General features: G+C 30.8%; 17 protein-coding genes and 1 tRNA gene. 9 read left to right on the top strand and 9 right to left on the bottom strand.

What is annotated here, in order from left to right; all coding sequences use genetic code 11:
• The first annotated feature begins 27 nt into the window (after window positions 1-27).
• Together ASC44_RS17660 and ribB are read left to right on the top strand one after the other, a co-directional pair.
• Window positions 28-2493 (top strand): LptF/LptG family permease, encoded by a 2466-nt coding sequence (locus ASC44_RS17660; RefSeq protein WP_420835936.1) that lies wholly within the window; start codon window positions 28-30, stop codon window positions 2491-2493.
• A gap of 109 nt (window positions 2494-2602) precedes the next feature.
• Window positions 2603-3754: a 3,4-dihydroxy-2-butanone-4-phosphate synthase gene (gene ribB / locus ASC44_RS00670; RefSeq protein WP_055445695.1), complete on the top strand. Its 1152-nt coding sequence runs from the start codon at window positions 2603-2605 to the stop codon at window positions 3752-3754.
• Here the strand turns inward: ribB and ASC44_RS00665 are convergent.
• The 7 genes from ASC44_RS00665 to ASC44_RS00635 all read right to left on the bottom strand — a co-directional run bounded on the left by ASC44_RS00665 (window position 3751) and on the right by ASC44_RS00635 (window position 10748).
• Window positions 3751-5001 carry a hypothetical protein gene (locus ASC44_RS00665; protein WP_055445694.1) on the bottom strand — a complete coding sequence of 417 codons (1251 nt, stop codon included), beginning with the start codon at window positions 4999-5001 and terminating at the stop codon, window positions 3751-3753. The genes ribB and ASC44_RS00665 overlap by 4 nt on opposite strands.
• A 12-nt stretch (window positions 5002-5013) precedes the next feature.
• On the bottom strand, window positions 5014-5808 hold the full coding sequence (locus ASC44_RS00660; RefSeq protein WP_055445693.1) for a T9SS type A sorting domain-containing protein: 795 nt from the start codon (window positions 5806-5808) through the stop codon (window positions 5014-5016).
• Window positions 5809-5850: 42 nt separating this feature from the next.
• A complete protein-coding gene (locus ASC44_RS00655) occupies window positions 5851-6843 on the bottom strand; it encodes a hypothetical protein (protein ID WP_055445692.1) in 993 nt (330 codons plus the stop codon).
• Between the two features lie 27 nt (window positions 6844-6870).
• Window positions 6871-8118 carry a hypothetical protein gene (locus ASC44_RS00650; protein ID WP_055445691.1) on the bottom strand — a complete coding sequence of 416 codons (1248 nt, stop codon included), beginning with the start codon at window positions 8116-8118 and terminating at the stop codon, window positions 6871-6873.
• Between the two features lie 165 nt (window positions 8119-8283).
• A complete protein-coding gene (locus ASC44_RS00645; RefSeq protein WP_055445690.1) occupies window positions 8284-9477 on the bottom strand; it encodes a DegT/DnrJ/EryC1/StrS family aminotransferase in 1194 nt (397 codons plus the stop codon).
• Window positions 9478-9587: 110 nt separating this feature from the next.
• The gene (locus ASC44_RS00640; protein ID WP_055445689.1) at window positions 9588-10046 is read right to left on the bottom strand and encodes a thioredoxin family protein; all 459 of its coding nucleotides are present in this window, start codon (window positions 10044-10046) and stop codon (window positions 9588-9590) included.
• A 72-nt stretch (window positions 10047-10118) separates the two neighbouring features.
• A complete protein-coding gene (locus ASC44_RS00635) occupies window positions 10119-10748 on the bottom strand; it encodes an NAD(P)H-dependent oxidoreductase (protein ID WP_055445688.1) in 630 nt (209 codons plus the stop codon).
• Between the two features lie 90 nt (window positions 10749-10838).
• Between ASC44_RS00635 and ASC44_RS00630 the strand changes: the two genes are divergently transcribed.
• The 3 genes from ASC44_RS00630 (at window position 10839) to ASC44_RS00620 (ending at window position 12859) form a co-directional block, all read left to right on the top strand.
• Window positions 10839-11228 (top strand): acyl-CoA thioesterase, encoded by a 390-nt coding sequence (locus ASC44_RS00630; protein ID WP_055445687.1) that lies wholly within the window; start codon window positions 10839-10841, stop codon window positions 11226-11228.
• Window positions 11229-11320: 92 nt separating this feature from the next.
• Window positions 11321-11405, top strand: a tRNA-Ser gene (locus ASC44_RS00625).
• 236 nt (window positions 11406-11641) lie between these two features.
• The gene (locus ASC44_RS00620; protein WP_055445686.1) at window positions 11642-12859 is read left to right on the top strand and encodes a site-specific integrase; all 1218 of its coding nucleotides are present in this window, start codon (window positions 11642-11644) and stop codon (window positions 12857-12859) included.
• A 232-nt stretch (window positions 12860-13091) separates the two neighbouring features.
• Here the strand turns inward: ASC44_RS00620 and ASC44_RS00615 are convergent, their stop codons facing one another.
• On the bottom strand, window positions 13092-14087 hold the full coding sequence (locus tag ASC44_RS00615) for a LacI family DNA-binding transcriptional regulator (protein ID WP_055445685.1): 996 nt from the start codon (window positions 14085-14087) through the stop codon (window positions 13092-13094).
• A gap of 6 nt (window positions 14088-14093) precedes the next feature.
• A complete protein-coding gene (gene galE / locus ASC44_RS00610; RefSeq protein WP_055445684.1) occupies window positions 14094-15125 on the bottom strand; it encodes a UDP-glucose 4-epimerase GalE in 1032 nt (343 codons plus the stop codon).
• Window positions 15126-15237: 112 nt separating this feature from the next.
• Between galE and ASC44_RS00605 the strand changes: the two genes are divergently transcribed.
• The 4 genes from ASC44_RS00605 to galK are packed head-to-tail and all read left to right on the top strand — an operon-like array spanning window position 15238 to window position 19951.
• Window positions 15238-16236, top strand: coding sequence for a GntR family transcriptional regulator (locus ASC44_RS00605; protein WP_055445683.1), 999 nt, complete (start codon window positions 15238-15240; stop codon window positions 16234-16236).
• A gap of 4 nt (window positions 16237-16240) precedes the next feature.
• Window positions 16241-17143: an aldose 1-epimerase gene (locus tag ASC44_RS00600; RefSeq protein ID WP_055445682.1), complete on the top strand. Its 903-nt coding sequence runs from the start codon at window positions 16241-16243 to the stop codon at window positions 17141-17143.
• Window positions 17144-17171: 28 nt separating this feature from the next.
• Entirely contained in the window at window positions 17172-18791 is a 1620-nt protein-coding gene (locus ASC44_RS00595; protein ID WP_055436941.1) for a solute:sodium symporter family transporter, read from the top strand.
• Window positions 18791-19951, top strand: coding sequence for a galactokinase (galK, locus tag ASC44_RS00590; protein WP_055445681.1), 1161 nt, complete (start codon window positions 18791-18793; stop codon window positions 19949-19951). The genes ASC44_RS00595 and galK overlap by 1 nt, the downstream gene beginning before the upstream one ends.
• The last annotated feature ends 1 nt before the right edge of the window (window position 19952 follow it).

Here is a 19952-nt window from a genome sequence, read left to right as displayed (position 1 = left end):
ACTTCTTATCTAAAAACTTTTATCAGCGTGTTTGTTATACTCATGCTGATTTTTGTATTACAGGCTATTTGGCTCTATATAAAAGAGCTAGCAGGTAAAGATTTAGATGTAGTAACAGTTTTAAAATTCCTGTTTTACATTACTCCTACCCTAATTCCACTAATTCTACCACTTACAATATTACTTTCTTCCATTATGGTTTTTGGTAATTTTGCCGAGAATTATGAGTTTGCTGCCATGAAATCTACAGGGATTTCATTACAACGTGCTATGGCTAGTTTGAGTGTTTTTATTGTATTTCTTAGTGTTCTAACCTTCTTTTTTAGTAATAATATTATTCCCAGGGCTGAGTATGAAAGCTATAATTTACGAAAAAATATAGCAAAAGTTAAGCCTGCTATGGCTATTGCTGAAGGACAATTTAATCAAATAGGTGATAATTTTAATATTAAAGTTGCTAATAAAACAGGCGATCGCGGACAGTTTTTAGAAAACGTTGTTATACATAAAGGACAAGCAAGAAAACCAGGAAACTACGTTACTATTATTGCACAAACTGGAGAATTAGTAAGTGCACAGGATTCTGATATTTTAAAACTTATTCTTTTTGATGGTTATTACTATGATGATACACCACCAAATAAGCATAAAGAAAAACTAAAGAAACCTTTTGTAAAGAGTGAGTTTGTAAAATATACAATGAATATAGATTTATCGCAACTTAACGCTGTAGATTTAGACGAAAAAAATACAGACAACAAATACACTATGCTTGCCATTGGTGATTTAAATTACACCACCGATTCGCTTATTATAGAACGTAAGAAAGAATTCGATAAGTTTGGTACTACATTGTATAATAGAACAAATGTAGCAACCCTAAACTTATCTGTCGATACAAAAAACGACACGACTTATACTGGTAATATTATTGACCTTTTTAATACCAAACAAAAAGTACAATTACTCGATTATTCAATAAATGCGGTAACTAGCACAAAACAAATAGTTTCTGCAAAAGAGTCTAATATCAAAGGAAAAAACATCTGGTTAAACAGACATATTATAGCGCTGCACGAAAAATTTGCTTTAGCTATCGCTTGTATTATTTTATTTTTTGTTGGAGCTCCATTAGGCGCCTTAATTAGAAAAGGTGGTTTAGGCTTGCCAATGGTAATTGCAATCGTAATATTTTTAAGCTATCACTTTATAGGTATTTTTGCTAAAAATAGTGCCAGAGATGGTTCATTTAATCCTGCACTGGCAACTTGGTTTTCTACACTTATTATGTTACCACTAAGTATTTATTTAACTTACATAGCCACTAACGATCGTGGGTTATTTGATACAGACAGTTTATTAGAGCCTTTAAAGAAATTCTTTAAAATTAAATCTAAGAAAACAGAATTTAGTACCAAGGTGTTTAATGTAAATTCTAACGACTATAGTATTCTACAAAAATTAGATGATAATAAACTAATCTCAATTGTAAAAGATTATAGAAATTACGATTACACTGTAGAGCATAAAAACACTGCTATCTCGGTTCTTGTATCTAGAGGTATTACAAGAAAGGAACTTAAAATGGCTGGACATTTAAATAATGACTTTTTTGAGGAAGCAACAACTTTAAGAAATGATTATGTAGAAGATTCTAAACTAGCTTTTATTCTTTATGCGATAGGACTAATTTTAATTCTTGGCGGAAGAGTATTAATCAACAACAAAATAGCAGCGGTAGGAAACATATTATTTATTGTTGGAATCATCGCTTTCTTAATTTTTATATTCGCGTTATCGAAGTCCTTTTCTAAACATTCAAATCTTTACAAGCACTTAGAAAAAAACAACAGTATAAACGGTATTCTATTCTCTGTCTTTGGTTTACCTCTCTATTTTATTTTCTATTTTATTCAGAAAAAACAAATCAAGAAAGATCTAGATACTATTGAGTTTGGTAATAATAATACTAAACCTCAAGAAATTAATGAATCTAATCCTACTTCGTCCGCAGTTCAAACCCCAATAAATAACGAACGTAGATCTTTAATTAAAATTTCAGTTGCAACTTTAATTTTAGCAATACTATTAATCGTTCTCTATTTTGTGTTCGCAAATAACAAGTTAGCGCATTACGCTTCGGCTTCAGTACAATTAAGTATTATTTCTGTAATAGTGAGTATTTTCTACTATATCAAGACTTTGCAAAGCGCAAAAAAAACAGTCAATGTCGATACCACTGAAAACAATAATTTTAACACGATTAACAAACCTATAACTATTGCTAATTCGAACAAAGTAGTTGATAAGAAGACGAATAGTTTTCTAATTAAAGCTTCAATTGGAACTTTAATTTTAGCAATAGCATTAATTGTACTCAATTTTGTATTTGCTAATAACAAGCTATCTCATTATGCTTCTGCATCAGTACAATTAAGTATTATTTCTTTTATAGTTAGCATTTTCTACTTTATTAAAAGCAAATCAAAATAGTGACAGTATTCCGCTTTGTATCATCTATTCAGGAATAGAAAAATCAAATCCTTTTTCAAATAACAAAATCATAATTAAGCAATATCTTTGTTACATAAAACTCTTTACAATGATTACTAAAACTGAACCAAAAGTGGCGTTTAAACTAAATACAATTCAAGAAGCAATTAGCGATATTAAAGCTGGTAAAATTATTATTGTTGTAGATGATGAAGACAGAGAGAATGAAGGTGATTTTTTAGCTGCTGCAGAATTAGTAACGCCCGAGATGATAAATTTCATGGCTACTCATGGACGTGGTTTAATTTGTGCTCCTTTAACCGAAGAACGCTGTAAAGATTTAGGTTTACACATGATGGTGACCAACAATACAGATCCTATGGAGACTGCTTTTACAGTTTCGGTAGATTTAAAAGGTCAAGGTGTAACTACTGGTATTTCGGCTGGAGATCGTGCTTTAACAGTAAAAGCTTTAGTAAAAAACGACACGAAACCGTTCGATTTGGCAAGACCTGGACATATATTTCCGTTAGTAGCAAAAGAAGGTGGTGTTTTACGTAGAACAGGACATACAGAAGCTGCAATAGATTTCGCACGTTTAGCAGGTTTACAACCAGCTGGTGTAATTGTTGAAATCATGAACGAAGATGGTACAATGGCTAGATTACCACAACTTGTTGGAGTGGCTAAAAAATTCGATTTAAAATTAGTTTCTATCGAAGATTTAGTGGCTTATAGAATGGATCATGATTCTTTAATTGAAAAGAAAGAAGATTTTGAAATCGAAACACGTTTTGGAAGTTTTAGATTACGTGCTTACCAACAAACTACTAATAATCAAGTACATATTGCGCTTACAAAAGGAGATTGGGCAACTAATGAACCTGTATTAACTAGAGTTAATTCTACGTTAATAAACAACGATATTTTAGGAACACTTACCAACAATGCAGATGAAAAATTAGACGATATGTTTCGTGTAATTAGCAAAGACGGAAAAGGTGCTATTCTATTTATAAACCAACAATCGCAATCTTTAAATTTACTTAAGCGTTTGAGTATTTTAAAAGAAAAGCAAACAGAAGGTACAATAACAAAAGCTCCTGCTATTGCTATGGACAATAAAGATTTTGGTATTGGTGCACAAATTTTACATGATTTGAACATACACAAACTAAAATTAATCTCTAACTCGCAACAAACCAAACGTGTTGGGATTATTGGTTACGGATTAGAGATTGTGGAATATGTTAGTTATTAATTTTCAGTATAGGTTATTTTTACGCAATTAAGTCCTAATTGTGTCCCATTCCAATCTGAAGTTGGTTTTACTCTAATATAATATTGTCTATCGACTCCAGTAGTAAATGGTGTTAAATATACCTCTGTTACACCTGTTGTTGAGCTTCCAAAAGTATCAACCGTAAAGTGTACAGTAGCTGAAAAGCTAGTTCTATAAGCGGACAATACAGAACCTTCAATATTTACATTTGCACTATTATTGACGTCTCTAAAATAAAACGTGACTGATGTTATAGTGGAACCTACTGGGATAAGAATTGGTGAATATATTGGATCGTCTCCAGAAAATTTTTGCACATATGGACCAGTAGCACCATAGTTTATGGGTTCACCATTGCTATTTGTTGTAAAAGAAGTCGCAGGGACAACTATTGTTTTAACACTATTTGAAGCAACAATATTATCAACATAGGTCTTTACTGCGTATTCAGTTGGTAAAGCATTATTACTATTATCTCCCAGTGTTACATCACTTGAAAACTCATTAATCCTTACACCAGTTTTAAAAGTTAATCCATTATACCTTAAGTCCATTAAACCTTCATAATCTGAAGTTGATGTTAAATCTGAAGCAACTTCAAACCTTAATCTATCACTTCTATTTTCAATTTTAAAAAAAGAATGCGCTGCAGTTTCTAATCCATTTTTAAATTCTATTTTGGAAACATCTGCTAAATTTCGGACTTCTAATTTAACTCCAACGGTATCTGTATCATAAATATGCAAAAGTTCCTCTGGCGAATTTGTTCCAATTCCTACATTTTTTGATATTACATGTACATTATCTGCGCCATTATCCCATGATTTATCTCCAGAAGTAATAGCATATGGCACAGTTTTAAATTCGGTAGTTCCCATATCTACAAGACCATCTCCAATATTAATTAATACCTGTAAAAAATGAGAATCGCTAGCCCAATCTAATGTGTTATAAGCAGGGCTTCCAGAAACTAAAGAACCTTCACCTATGTTAACAATAATAATTCCATTAGCATCTGTAGTTGGTGTATGCGATTCTGAATAAACATTAGTCTGTGCTACACCTTTAAGGATATTAAATTGCACTTGAATAAGGTCGTTAGCAATTAAATTACCACTTCCATCTTTTACAACTGCCTTGTAGTTTATACTTTGAGCCTCTACAACCGAAAATGCTGTAGAAAGGCCTATAATTAGTATTACGAGTATTTTATTGATAAATTTCATAATTGTTTGTTTTTATTGTTTTACAATACGTTTTACAACTGTTGCAAATTCTGTTTCTAATTTTAATATATAAACACCAGAAGGTAAACTACCTAATGATAGTTTTAAAGGTTGCTCTACAAGCATTACTTGTTTGCCAGTAACGTCAAAGAGTTTAGCAAAACGTATTGTTTTTTTAGATTGAATGGATATAGAGTCTTTTGTTGGATTAGGATAAACAGAAACTGCAATTTGCAATGTTTCCACTTCGTTAACACCTAGTGTATTGAATCTTATTACTGACATACCAGACTCATAACCACCAAAATAATCTTGTGTACTTGTGTTATCTATGTTGGAATTATAAAAACTATCCAAAACACCTCCTGCTCCCGAAGCAACAGGATCTGTGTTATCTAAAAATGCCATTTCGCCAGACGTTGGCATATTGCTAACCGAAAAAGAAACTAAATCTATTTGCTCTCCCGATGTATGTGCAATAAGTGATTGTCCAGGTGGATTATTAAATTGAAACACATCTCTGCTTCCATCTCCTAAACCTTGGCTGGTTAAAAAAGCAGCATCATATTCTTGCGCAGACCAAGTACGTGCAGCTAATAAACTACTTACATTATTAATAACTGAACTTCCTGCTGGTAATGATAGTGTAAATCCCATATCTGAAGCATCTGTACTGGCATCAAAATCTGGTATGGCGACAACTTTAAAGTTGTAATTGTCAGTATGAACTATACCGTAAGTATAGGCTTGCGAATGGGCACTTACAGACACTAAAACGAGTAATAAAATTGAGTAAAAAGTTTTCATAATTTTGATTTATTTGAATTAATTAATAGTATTATTTATGTACTAATTACCTACAGGAACTGTAGAGTTTATAGTAAATGTTGGTGAGTTAAATCCATTATTTGGATGCTGTAAAACATTATCCTTTATAATATTACTATCGTTATCAGATCCAGAAAATCGGCCTCCACCCGATAAATCAAGATCAATAAGTAAATAACCTACAGAAGTATAGGTCGCAGAATTAAAACCATTCAATGCATCGTCTAATACTTCATCTTTAATAATATTAGCATCGTTATCAGACCCTGAGAAACGTATTTGACCATTAGTATTTGTATCTCCAGTCCATAGTGCCAAATCACCACTTGTTAAGGCAACTTGAGCATTACTGCCATAAGTGGGAGTCGTGTTTTTAGTAAAATCAATAGCAGTACCTATTTCGGTAACAGCAATAGGATTTGCACTCATAACACCTAAATGGTTTCTATGCTGCAAAACGATGTAGTAGTTTTTTGGAACGACACCTAATGTAATGTCTGAAACACCATCTAATGCTACAACATCTCCATCACGTTGCAATAAAACAGGAACGCCTTTAATAATTTTAGATACATCTGTTTCATCTCTAAATTCTAACCATATCCAGTCTACAATATCATCATCAAAATCACCAAGACTAGTAATTCCACCAAGGTTGAATATATTTGGATTTACAGTTTTACCATCTCCAAATGGAGATACTATTGGCAATAATCCTAAATTTCTTAAATCATCATTCATCAATCCTATAGTTTCAGGGTTCAATAATGCACCTTGAAGAAACACTTTAGGATTAATTTTAATTTTAATGAAACGAGACAAAAAGCCTTCAGACATTTGTATTGTTGCTGCAGAGCGTTCGGCGACATTTACTTCTCCTATAGTGTAAACCATTTGTATTGTTGAAGTACTTATAGAAGCGCCTCCACTGTCGATACTAAATTTCTCTATGGTTTGGGCAATTCCGAAAAAAGGCAAAACCAGAATACTAAAAATGATAATTGTAGTTTTCATATTATTGAATTAAAATTTAATTGTGATTTATTGAAACGTGATAAACTGAAATTCACCTTGTATTTGCAATCCTGAAGAATTATAGAGAATTACTAACAATTTTCCATTTTGACTGCTAACACGGCATCGGTATATTGAAGATGAAGAAGCTGTGATATTGGTAGAAAAAAACCTATAAAAATAATCAACACTTGAAATTGTTATTTCATATCGACTTAAACTAGCATCCCAAACCGCAGTAAAATTTCCTGAACCAGAATCTATAGAGGCGTCTGCTTTTATAAACCCATGAGCTAATGGACCAACAGCTGCAGTAGTTTGTATAGTATTATCCTCAAATTGTATAGACTTAAACTCTGCAGAGCCATCAGAATTAATTGCAGCTACAATAGAACCTCCGTTTTCCATTTCAATAAATTGTGAAGATGAAGTAGATCCTGTAGGAACTTTCAATTCTAATAAATCTTTTCCTGTTGGATGTTCAAATGTTTCAATTCTAACCGTATTTGCATTACCTGTTGGTTGCAATACCGAAAAAGTATTAACTGGATTAATAATACCAACACCAACACGACCTTCGTTTTCAGCCATAATTACATCTCCATTAGATTTTAATCTTAATCTTACAGTACCAGTTATTAACTCATTATCCGAACTTCCTATTTGAAGTTCGTTTGTCACTCCACTAGCAATAGACCAATCAATTTTTTCGGCATCGGGATGAAAAAACTCAAATGACGAGGTTCCTTCTGGAGAAGTTACACGTGTAGATGTACTATTGGTTCCCGAACCTAAAATTTCTAATTTTGTAGTAGGAACATTAGTACCAATACCTACATTTCCTGTATTATAAAATGCATTTGTATTATTAGTTTCCCATGTTTTGTTTACTACATCTTTGGCTAAAAAAGCATAAGGGACGCTTTTAAATTGAGTAGTACCCATATCTACTAATCCAGAACCTACATTAACTCTAACATTTAAATAATGGTCATCTGCTTCCCAATCTATTGCTGAAAAATTATCCGCAGAAGTTCCTTCTCCAATATTTAGTAGAAGAATTCCGTTAGCATCTGTAGAGCTTCCATGTATTTCTTGATAAACATTATTAGTAAGCGCAGCACCTTGATATATATTAAATTGAACACTTACAGATGTAGATTCTAAAATATTTCCAGAAGCATCTTTAATTACTGCTTTATAGTTAATACCGTTTTGGGCAATACAATTTAATGCTAACAAAAAAGCAATTAAAAAAGTAATTTTAGTTTTCATAATTTTTGGTTTTAGATTAATTATTGAAATGATTATCAGCGTTTCATTTCTTATTAATAGCTCAAAAACCAAAAGGTTAACTTTTATTTTTAATTTATTTTTTAAACAAAAAAATCCCTTTTAAGTCATAACCTAAAAGGGATTTAATAAATATTTTTTGTTTTTTTAAAGTGAATCTAAAATGGCTTCTTTCATTTTTTCTGCACGACTTTTAACTTCTTCTTCAGTCCATGATAATTTAATTAAACATGAAATATTTCTACCTATAAAGTGATCACTTTGAGTAAACGTTTTTTCACTTAACAAACTTAAAGCATCCTTAATCTCTTTAGATAAAGGAAACAAAGACTTAGCATCCTTTAAATGATTCCATTTTCTAACATAATGCCAATTGTTATCGTAATAATTCCAGCATACATCTACTCCATTTTCTTTAAAACCATCTATTGCTTTTCTGGCAGTTTCTAAATCTGGCAAAAAGAAATTTAAAAAAGCATAACTTTCCTCTCCTCCTTCTGGTACAGTTCTAAAAGTTACTTCAGAAATTTCAGATAAAACCTCTCTTATAATGGTATAGTTTTTTTTCTGAACAGCTAAAAACTCTGGTAAACGCTTTATTTGCGCCAAACCAACAGCTGCATGCAATTCTGAAATTCTAAAATTATATCCTAAAAACGGATGCGTCTCAGCACCTCTATCATTTCCTTGATGATCATGACCATGATCACTAAAATGATCTGCATTAGTGTAATACTCTTTATTATTCGTTATCACAGCACCACCTTCTCCACAGGTAACTGTCTTAACAAAATCGAAAGAAAAACAACCTAAATCACCAATGCTTCCTAATGGTTTATTATTATAACGTCCTCCAATAGCTTGACAAGCATCTTCAACTAAAAGTAAATTATGTTTATCACACACTTGTACTAATGCATTCATATAAGCCATGCTTCCGCACATTTGTACAACCATTACGGCTTTCGTTTTAGGTGTAATAGCAGCTTCAACCGCTTTAGCATCTAAACCTAAAGTATCATCAATATCAACCAAAACAGGAATTGCTCCTAATAATAGAATAGCTTCAAAACTAGCAACAAAAGTAAATGTAGGCATAATAACTTCATCTCCTGCTCCAACTCCAGCACTCGCTAATGCTACAGAAACAGCAGATGTTCCGTTAGAAACCAATTGAACGTAATCACATTCTAATGTTTTTTCTAATTCACTCTCTAATGCTTTCGCTTTCCAATGTCCATTTCGCATGCCATCAAAACCATAACGCATTAAAACACCATTGTCCAATACATCTTGTAATTCTTCTCTTTCTAAATCTCCAAAGCGTTCAAATCCTGGCATACTTATATATTTTTTTTAGTTTTACAAAAATACCTCAATTTCTAAAATAAAAAAAGCCTCAAAAACTAAAGTTTAAAAGGCTTTTTCTAAAGAGTTCAATTTCTTAAATATTACTCTATAAGTGAATCAATAAACGTAAAATGTCTATCTGTTTCTCTTAAAAAAGTATAACCAGATAGTTCACCAATAACATTTAAATTACTGTTTAACGCAACTAAATTAGGATATCCACCTTTTTGATTATATTTCTTTACTAATACTTTATTTTTCTTTTTTTGCTCTGGTGTAATAATATCATTTCTCCTAGGCATATCTACCTTTATCAATACAAAATTTTCTGCTTTGGTTTCAAAAGCTTCTGTATTAAAAAAATCCTTTTTTAGCATCTTACAAGGACCACACCAATCACTTCCCGTAAAATAGATGAGTATTGGCTTTTTGGATGAAACTGACTCTGCTTTTGCTAAATCAAAATCTGTTAACCAATTAAGGTTTGACTCCTCCTCTACATCTTGAGAAAAACCAATTAACGAAATACATAGAAAGAATAAAAAAAATATTTTTTTCATAAAAACACAAGACTTAAAATTACGATTGAATACAAATATAAGATATAACAATTACCTTGCCAATATATTGTATTACATTACAATAACGCTATCATTCAAATCTTTTCGAACCTTCTTCAGTTCAGCCATAAAGTCATCTGCCGCCCTATAACCTATAGGTAAAACTAAAACAGATTGTAATCCCTTATCTTTTAAATTTAAAAGTGCATCATACTTTTCGGAATCAAAACCTTCCATCGGACAAGCATCAATTTCTTCTAAAGCACATACAGTCATCAAATTGCCTAATGCAATGTATGCCTGTTTTATAGACCATTCTTTTATTTCATTTTTCGATTTACTTTCAAAATCATCAATTAAAAAATTTTTAAAAGGATTTAAAATGGCATCAGGTGTATTTCGAATAGACTTTACTAATCTAAAATAGTTTTCTATATAAGCAGTATCAACTATAGTCTCAATACAAATCACTAAAACCTGAGAAGCTTGAGCAACTTGTAATTGATTCATTGAACAAGAAACCAAATCCTCTTGCAACTTCTTATTTTCAATGACCAATAGTTTTAAAGGCTGTAATCCGTATGAAGTTGCTGTTAAATTAAAAGCATTCATAATAACCTCTAATTTCTCTTTAGAAATCTGTTTGTCCTTATCAAAAGATTTTGTTGCATAACGCCAATTTAATGCTTCAATTACGTTCATAGAATTGTATAATAATTTTATGCAAAAATAGAATTACATTCGCAATAAAGACGACAAAGTATAATAAATAAAAATGATACTGATATAAATATGAAATCTACCGAAGAATTAATTAATGAGTCTGAAACAAGAATATTCAAGGCAATTTTTCCAAACACAACAAATCACTATAACACATTATTTGGAGGTACAGCTTTACTTATGATGGATGAAGCTTCATTTATTTGCGCTACTAGATTTAGTAGAAAAAAAGTGGTCACAATATCTACAGATAAGATAGATTTCGAAAAACCAATCCCAGAAGGAACAATTATAGAGCTTGTTGCTCGAATTCATAAAGTAGGAAATACAAGTTGTACCGTAAAAGTAGATATTTATATGGAGCACATGCAAAATTATGATAGAGAATTAACTGTTACTGGTTTCTTTAAGTTCGTGGCAGTCAACGCACAAATGAAGCCAATTTCAATTTTAGGATAAATTTTTAAAAAAACACGTTTTTTATTTGAAAACAATGAAAAAGGTTTCTATATTTGCACCCGCATTCAGGCATTAGCTTGGATAGACACTTTGGAGAGTTGGCAGAGTGGTCGAATGCGGCAGTCTTGAAAACTGTTGAGGGTCATACCTCCAGGGGTTCGAATCCCTTACTCTCCGCTTAGAATTTATTAAATTCTAACAAAACCCTATAAACACTATGTTTATGGGGTTTTTAATTTTATTAAATGCCAGATAATAGCATTTAAACACAAATTAAAAGGGGCTAATTCGGTGTCACTAAATTCTTTAACAAAAGTTCCACCAATAATTTTAACCAACTGAATATAAGATAATTAACTCATTGTTGAATTTATTTATTTTACCTATATTTAAGTAAATAAATATATTTCAAGATGCCACTTTCTCTATCTCTTCTATTTTACATCAAAAAAAGCAAAGCCGATTCGCTTGGAAAAACAAACATCTATTTGAGAATAACTCTTGACAAGCGAAGGTCTGAATTTAGTATTCATAGAAAAATCCATATTAACGATTGGAATTCACAAAATCAACTTGCAATTGGGAATTCGATAGAAGCTCGAGAAATCAACAGACAATTAAGTCTAATTAAGAATAAGGTTTATTCAATTCAACAAAATTTTGAACGTGAGAGCAAATTGTATTCGGCTACAAATATTCGTGATGTGCTCTTGGGTAAAGGCAAAACACAAAAGATGGTCTTAGAAATTTTTCAAGATCATAATAATAAAGTAGAAAGTCTAATTGGTAATGGTTTTGCTAAAGGAACTTCAGAACGCTATCGAACATGTAAAAAACACGTTGCTGAATTTATAAGAACGAAATACAAGAAAAAGGATATTCCCGTCCAAGATGTAAATCATCAGTTCATAACAGGATTAGAATACTATCTTAAAACAACGCGCAAGTGTTCTCATAATTCCGCTGTCAAGTATGTAACCAACTTTAAAAAAATAATACGCATTGCACATGCAAATGATTGGATTGAAAAAGACCCATTTCTTCATTGGAAATCTAAACTTAGAATAGTAGAGAGAGAATTTTTATCTAAAGAAGAAATTCAAAAAATTATGGAACACGAGTTTGTAATGCCTAGACTAGACCAAGTAAAAGATGTTTTCATTTTCTGTTGTTTTACAGGCTTGGCATACGCTGATGTGAAGAAACTTTCTAAAAACGATATTACTACAGGCATTGATGGAGAGCAATGGATAAAAACGAAAAGGTCTAAAACTGATACCAGAAGCAATATACCTATTTTGGCTATACCATTGGAAATACTTGAAAAGTATAAAAAACATCCAAGCAGTTTAAATAGAGGACTATTACTTCCTGTTTTAAGTAATCAAAAAACGAACGCTTATTTAAAAGAGATTGCAGATTTATGTAAAATAAATAAAAATCTTACCTTTCATTTAGCACGGCATACATTTGCTACGACAGTTACCTTAACCAATGGTGTTCCTATAGAGTCGGTAAGCAAAATGCTTGGTCATAAATCATTAAGAACGACACAACATTATGCTAAAATAATTGATAAAAAAGTAAGTGAAGATATGAATGCTTTAAGATTAAGAATGGCAAAAGAATAATCAAAATAAATCAGAAAGCTCATTTGCATAATAAAAATTAGCAGGCAATCTAATACAAGATTTAAATAGAAAAACTAAAGTTTAAGGCACCAGACCGAAACTTTATTATGGAATATTAAACCATTTTTTAGGTTTTATTGAAAATTTCCTTACACTTATCCTGTTGTAAAATGTTTTCAACTTGTTGTTTAATATTAAATTGAATAAATATTTAGATATTAGTAGTTCTTGTTTACAAAAAACAAGCTGCAATAGTCTTAGTGAAAAAAGTTTTTTTATCTTCTTTCTTTATTCTCTCAAGTGCTAATTTCGCAGCCTCGATTCCTATTTCTTCAGCATTCTGATTTACAACTATTAAAGATGGGTTATAGTCAGCTTGATCTTGGTTACAAAAACCTGCCATAGCAATTTTATTATTTAATGGTTTTGGTTTTAAGTCTCTAATAACATGCATAGCCTGGACAACTGCTTGCTCTGTTACTCCAAATACACCATCGACACTAATATCGTTTTTAAGAAGAGCTTTTATTTTTTTCTTTAAATCCTTAGTACTATCCGCTATTACACTAGTACTATTTATATTATGCTCCTTTATAGCATCATTAAAACCTTTGGCTCTTAACTTCCCATGCTGCAAGCCATCAATAAGGGAAGCCATTATAATATTCTTACATCCTTTTACCTCAATTAAATGTTTAGTCGTAGCATAAGAGGTTTTATAATCATCAATAATTACTCTATCACAATCTATTCCTTCACAAATTCTATCGAATGTTACAACAGGAATACCTTGATCTAATAACGAGTTTATATGGCTGTAATCATTCTTAATCTCAGCTTCTTTAGATGGACAAATAATAAGACCATCTATGTAACCAGCAGACATATTTTTAAGACTCTTAGACTCTTTTTCTAAAGATTCGTAAGAAATAGAAGTAATTAGTTTATAACCGTTTTTATCCAATTGTTTTTCGATACCAGATAAAACATTAGCATAAAATGGATTTATTATATTAGGTATTACAAGTCCAATAGTATTGGTATAACCTTTTCTAAAACTAGCTGCAAAACTATTAGGAATATAATTACATTTTTTAGCAAAATCTCTAACTCGATCTTTAGTAGGTTTACTAATTTCTGAGCTGTCAGATAAAGATTTTGATACTGTAGAAATAGATAAATTTAATGCCTTAGACATTTCCGAAAGTGTGGTTCTTGATTGCATCATAATAGTTTATTTAGTTTCATTTCTAAGATTCTGTTCCCATGTCCATGAAGAGCTAATCATGTCTTCAAGTGCTCTATCTGCAGACCAACCTAACTTTTCTTTAGCCAAATCCGTTGAAGCATATAGTTGTGGTACATCTCCATCACGCCTGTCTGTTATTTCGTAATTAAGTTTTGAGTTTGTAACTTTTTCAAAGGTTTTTATTACATCTAAAACTGAATATCCTAATCCTGTTCCTAAATTAAAATATTCAAGAGCAGTTTCTTGCTCTTTTTCAAGTAAACGTTTTACAGCTAAAACGTGTGCTTTAGCTAAATCTACAACATGAATATAATCTCTAATTGGTGTACCATCTTTTGTAGGATAATCGTTTCCATAAACCATTAATTTATCTCTAACTCCGGCTGCGGTTTGTGTAATATAAGGCATCAAGTTATTAGGAATCCCATTAGGCAACTCTCCTATTTCACCAGATTCATGAGCTCCAATAGGATTAAAATACCGAAGTGATATAGCAGAAAAATCTTGACTCGATTTAGTGAAGTCATCTAAAATTTCTTCTGCTATTTTTTTAGTATTACCATAAGGTGAAAATGGACGTTGTGTTTCGTTGTTTTCTGTAATAGGCAATGTATTTGGTGTCCCATATACTGTTGCAGATGAAGAGAAAATAAAATTATTTATATTATTTTTATTCTGAGATTCTAATACATTTAATAAAGAATATAAATTATTCTTATAATACATCAATGGTTTTTCTACAGATTCTCCAACTGCTTTATGTGCTGCAAAATGTATAACTCCCAAAGTATCTTTATGAGCCTCAAAGGCTTTACTTGTATCTTCTTGATTTTTTAAATCTACCTTAATAAAGGTTGGCTTTACACCTGTAATTTTATGGATTCTAGAAATTGTCTTTTCAGTAGAATTTGATAAATCATCAAAAATCACAACTTCAAAACCACTTTCTATTAATTCAATAGCTGTGTGAGAACCAATATACCCACAACCTCCTGTTACAATAATTTTATTTTTCATAATAAATCGATTATATAATCTCTATAGATTGCTAAATTAATAATTTTTATTGAAATAAACGTACTAGTACCTACCAGTTTGTTTATTGAAAAAATATTTATATATTTGACTAATGGGAATTGTAACAATTAAAGAAAAGTCGGGTATACCTAAGTACAAACAAATTGTAGCTTCTATAGAAGATGCTATAATAAATGGTACCATAAAAAAAGGCGATAAACTACCTTCTTTAAATAGCATTAAAAACCAACACTCTCTATCAAGAGACACCGTGCTTACAGCTTTTAACGAGTTAAAAACACGAGGAATAATACAGTCTATAGTAGGTAAAGGCTATTATGTAAATAGTGTAGATATAGACATAAATCAGAAAGTATTTTTATTGTTTGATGAGTTTAATTCTTTTAAAGAAGATCTATACAATGCTTTCCTAACTGGTATGGGAAAAAATGTTCAAGTTGATATTTTCTTTCACCATTTTAATTATGATGTGTTTAATAAACTTATTAATGATAATGTTGGAGATTATAGTCATTATATAATTATGCCTGCAAATCTTAAAGAAACAGAAAACATTATAGATAGGCTTCCAAAAGATAAAGTTTATATTTTAGACCAAACACACAAGGAATTATTAAAATATCCTTCAATACATCAAAATTTCAAGAAAGATATTTACCAAGGACTTGAATCTGGTTTAGATAAAATAAAAAAATATAAAAAGGTAATTCTATTGTATAGTGCCTCTCGCCAACCAAAAGGGCTTTTAGATGGTTTTAATCTATTTTGTACTCACCATAATATTAAAAATGAGATTATAGATACTTTAAATGATAGAGTATTATCTGACAAAGAATTATACATCATTTTAGATGATAAAAACTTAATTAGAATAATTAAAAGCATTAAAGAAAAGCAATTAATTTTAGCAAAAGATATTGGTATAATATCTTATAATGATACGCTTTTAAAAGAAATAGTAGAAGGTGGTATTACAACAATTTCGACCAACTTTAACCTTATGGGTCAACGTTTGGCAGAAATGATTTTAAAAAATGAATTTGCGCAAGTCGAAAATCCAAATAGTTTAATCTTAAGAAAATCTCTATAAAAATTTGTACACAATAACGCACATAGAAAACAATAATTTAAGTTTTATAGAGCTTACCAGCCCAGACAATGCTTCAAAAGCAAGTATTTGCCTTACCCAAGGTGGACGTTTAAGTACATTTTTATTTAATAATATTAAATTGCTTGCAGACTATAAACCTTCATCTTATAAAAATAATTACGCCTCTTCTATCCTATTTCCATTTGCAAATCGCATTAAGGATGGCAAGTATAGTTTTAATAATAAAAACTATCAATTAGAGTGTAACGAAGTAGATAAAAATAATGCATTACACGGTTTGGTTTTCAATAAAACTTTTAGTTCTATAAAAAAAGAAATAACTCCTAACCATGCCTCAATTACCATACAATATAAAAACAAAGGATTAAATGAAGGATTTCCCTATAAATTCAACTTACAATTAACTTATACTTTAAATAAAAACGGGCTTGATTTAATAGTGAAAATTATAAATGAAGACGAAAAAGCGTTCCCTTTTGCTTTAGGTTGGCATCCATATTTTTTGAGTTCAGACTTAGCTAAAAGTAGTATCAATTTTAAAAGTAAACTGAAATATACTTTTGATGAACAACAAATTATTACTGGTACTAAAGATTTAGATTTTAGCCTACCTTATAATCTTAAAAACACAAAATTAGATGATGGCTATCCTCTTGAATCTAATAAAGTTGAGCTTATTACACCGGAATACAGTTTTAAAATAAAAACGTCTTCAAAAGACACCTTTTTACAAGTTTACACACCGGAAGATACTAATGTTATTGCTATAGAACCTATGACTGGTGCTGCTGATAATTTTAATAATAAAATAGGATTACAGATACTCGAACCAAAAAACAAATATAAAGTTGAATGGAACTTAATTATTGATCCCACAAAAAAATAAAACATAATACTAACTAAACTAACAAATTATGCAATTCTTAACATTTTTTGGATTTACTGTTCTTGTAGCCGTAATATCTTATCTAAAAACTAGAAATACAGACGAAAGCTCCTCTGATGGTTATTTTTTAGGAGGACGAAGCCTAACAGGTATAGTAATAGCAGGCTCGTTACTATTAACTAATTTATCTACAGAGCAAATTATAGGTTTAAACGGTCAGGCATATGAACAAGGAATATTAGTAATGGCATGGGAAACCATAGCCGCAATTACAATGGTAATTATAGCTATGTTCTTGTTACCACGTTATCTAAAAGGAGGAATTACAACAATACCACAGTTTCTTGCAAGCAGATATGATAAAACTACAAAAGCAATTGTTTCTGGGCTTTTCTTATCTGGTTATGTTACCATCTTTTTACCTGTAGTTTTATATACAGGAGCATTGGCAATAAATACAATGTTTGATATCCCTGAAGTATTTGGTATATCCAAAGGTGCATCGTTGTGGTTAACAGTTATTGCTATTGGTGTAATAGGATCTATTTATGCTGTTTTTGGAGGATTAAAAGCAGTTGCAATTTCAGACTCCATTAACGCAGTAGGTTTAATTATTGGTGGTTTAATGATTCCATATTTTGGATTGTGTTATATTGGAGATGGCGATATGTTTCTTGGTATAGATACTTTGGTCAGTGCGCATCCAGAAAAATTCGATTCTACTGGATCGGAAGATTCTTATGTCCCATTAAGTACCCTATTTACTGGTATGTTATTAGTAAATTTATTTTATTGGGGAACTAATCAAGCAATTATACAACGTGCTCTTGGTGCTAAAAATTTAGCCGAAGGACAAAAAGGACTAGTGTATGGTGCTTTTTTAAAAATATTAGGTCCTTTAATTTTAGTACTACCCGGCGTTATTGCTTTTTATATTTTTAACGGAAGCTTAGAAAAACCGGATTTAGCATACGCTGCTTTAGTAGCAGAAGTGTTACCTAAACCATTAGTTGGTTTTTTTGCTGCTGTTTTATTTGGAGCCATTTTAAGTTCTTTTAACTCTGCATTAAACAGTTGTGTGACGTTATTTGGTATCGATATTTATAATGAATATATAAATAAAGAAGCTACAGAAAAACAAATAGTAAAGGCAGGTAAAACTTTTGGCATTTTTCTAGCCATATTAGCTATGATGGTAGCGCCTTTTATTGCAAATGCTGGAAGTGTTTTTGAATACTTGCAAGAAATTAATGGTACTTACTCTATTCCAATTTTAACAATAGTTGTTGTTGGTTACACTACAAAATTTGTACCTGCTATAGCTGCGAAAGTTGGTTTATTTTCTGGTGTTATTCTTTATTCTATTAGTCAGTTCTTAATAAAACCTACCTTTAATGTTGTAGAAATGGTTGATGGCGTTGAAATAGTAACGGGAAATACGTACCCACATTTCCTTCATATTATGGCAATTTTATTTGTATTGAATATTATAATAATGCTAATAATTGGTAAAATTTCACCTAGAAAAGAAGAATTTATATTAGAGTATTCAGAAGAAGTTGATATTACACCTTGGAAGTTTTTAAAACCAATGGCCATTGTTATTTGTACAGTTGTTTTAGGAATCTATATATATTTTGCGAAATAATGAATAAGAAATTAGTTAAAGAAGTAAAGCAGAGTTTTAAAGAGCACTTTAGAACAAAACCTCTTATTGTATTTTCACCAGGTAGAATTAATCTTATTGGAGAACATACAGATTATAATGATGGCTTCGCATTTCCTGCTGCAATTAATAAAGGTATAGCACTTGCAATAAGCAAAAGCACATCTAATGTTAGTAGCGTTTATGCATTAAATAAAGAAGAAATTTACGCATTTGATACTTCAAAAATTAAACCTTTAGTAGATGGAGGTTGGAGAAATTATGTTATTGGTGTTGTTGCTGAATTACAAATGCTAGGCAAACAAATTGGAAACTTTGATAGCGTTTTTGCAGGTAATATTCCTGGAGGAGCCGGTATGTCATCCTCTGCTGCCTTAGAAAATAGTTTTGTATATGGATTGAATGATTTGTTTGATTTAGGCTTAACTAAACACCAAATGATATTAGTATCCCAAAAAGCCGAACACAATTTTGCTGGCGTAAAATGTGGCATCATGGACCAATACGCAAGTATGTTTGGTATTAAAAAAAGTGCATTGCTATTAGATTGCAGAACAGTAGAATCTGAACCTTTTAAAATAGATTTTAAAGATTATAAATTAATGCTTATTAATAGTAATGTTAAGCACGATTTATCTGAAAGTGCCTATAATGATAGACGCAAAGTCTGTGAAAGAGTTTCTGAATTATTACATCTTGATGCCTTAAGAGATGCTTCGAAAGAAGATTTAGATAGAATTAAAACAGATATTTCAGAGGAAGACTATCAAAAAGCATTGTACGTGATTAATGAAAATAATCGTGTAAAACAGTTTTCTGAAGCAATAAAAAAAGATGATATAGAAGCTTTAGGAAATTTATTATATCAATCTCATGAAGGTTTAAGTACAAACTACAAAGTAAGCTGTAAAGAATTAGATTTCCTTGTGGACAGAGCCAAAGAAAACACTAATGTTCTTGGTGCTAGAATGATGGGTGGCGGTTTTGGTGGCTGTACTATTAACTTGGTGAAAAAAGACGAGTTCAAAAAATTTAAAAAAGAGGTCTCTAAAAGATTTAGAGCAACATTCGAATATGATTGTTCCGTTTACAGTGTAAAACTATCAAGAGGAACACAAATTGTTAAAAAAGAAAACAACTAAG

Origin of the sequence: Lacinutrix mariniflava (genome assembly GCF_001418015.1) — a bacterium.
Taxonomy (GTDB): domain Bacteria; phylum Bacteroidota; class Bacteroidia; order Flavobacteriales; family Flavobacteriaceae; genus Lacinutrix; species Lacinutrix mariniflava.
Note: the sequence above shows the minus strand (reverse complement) of the source record. Positions and strands in the feature narration are given on the sequence as shown.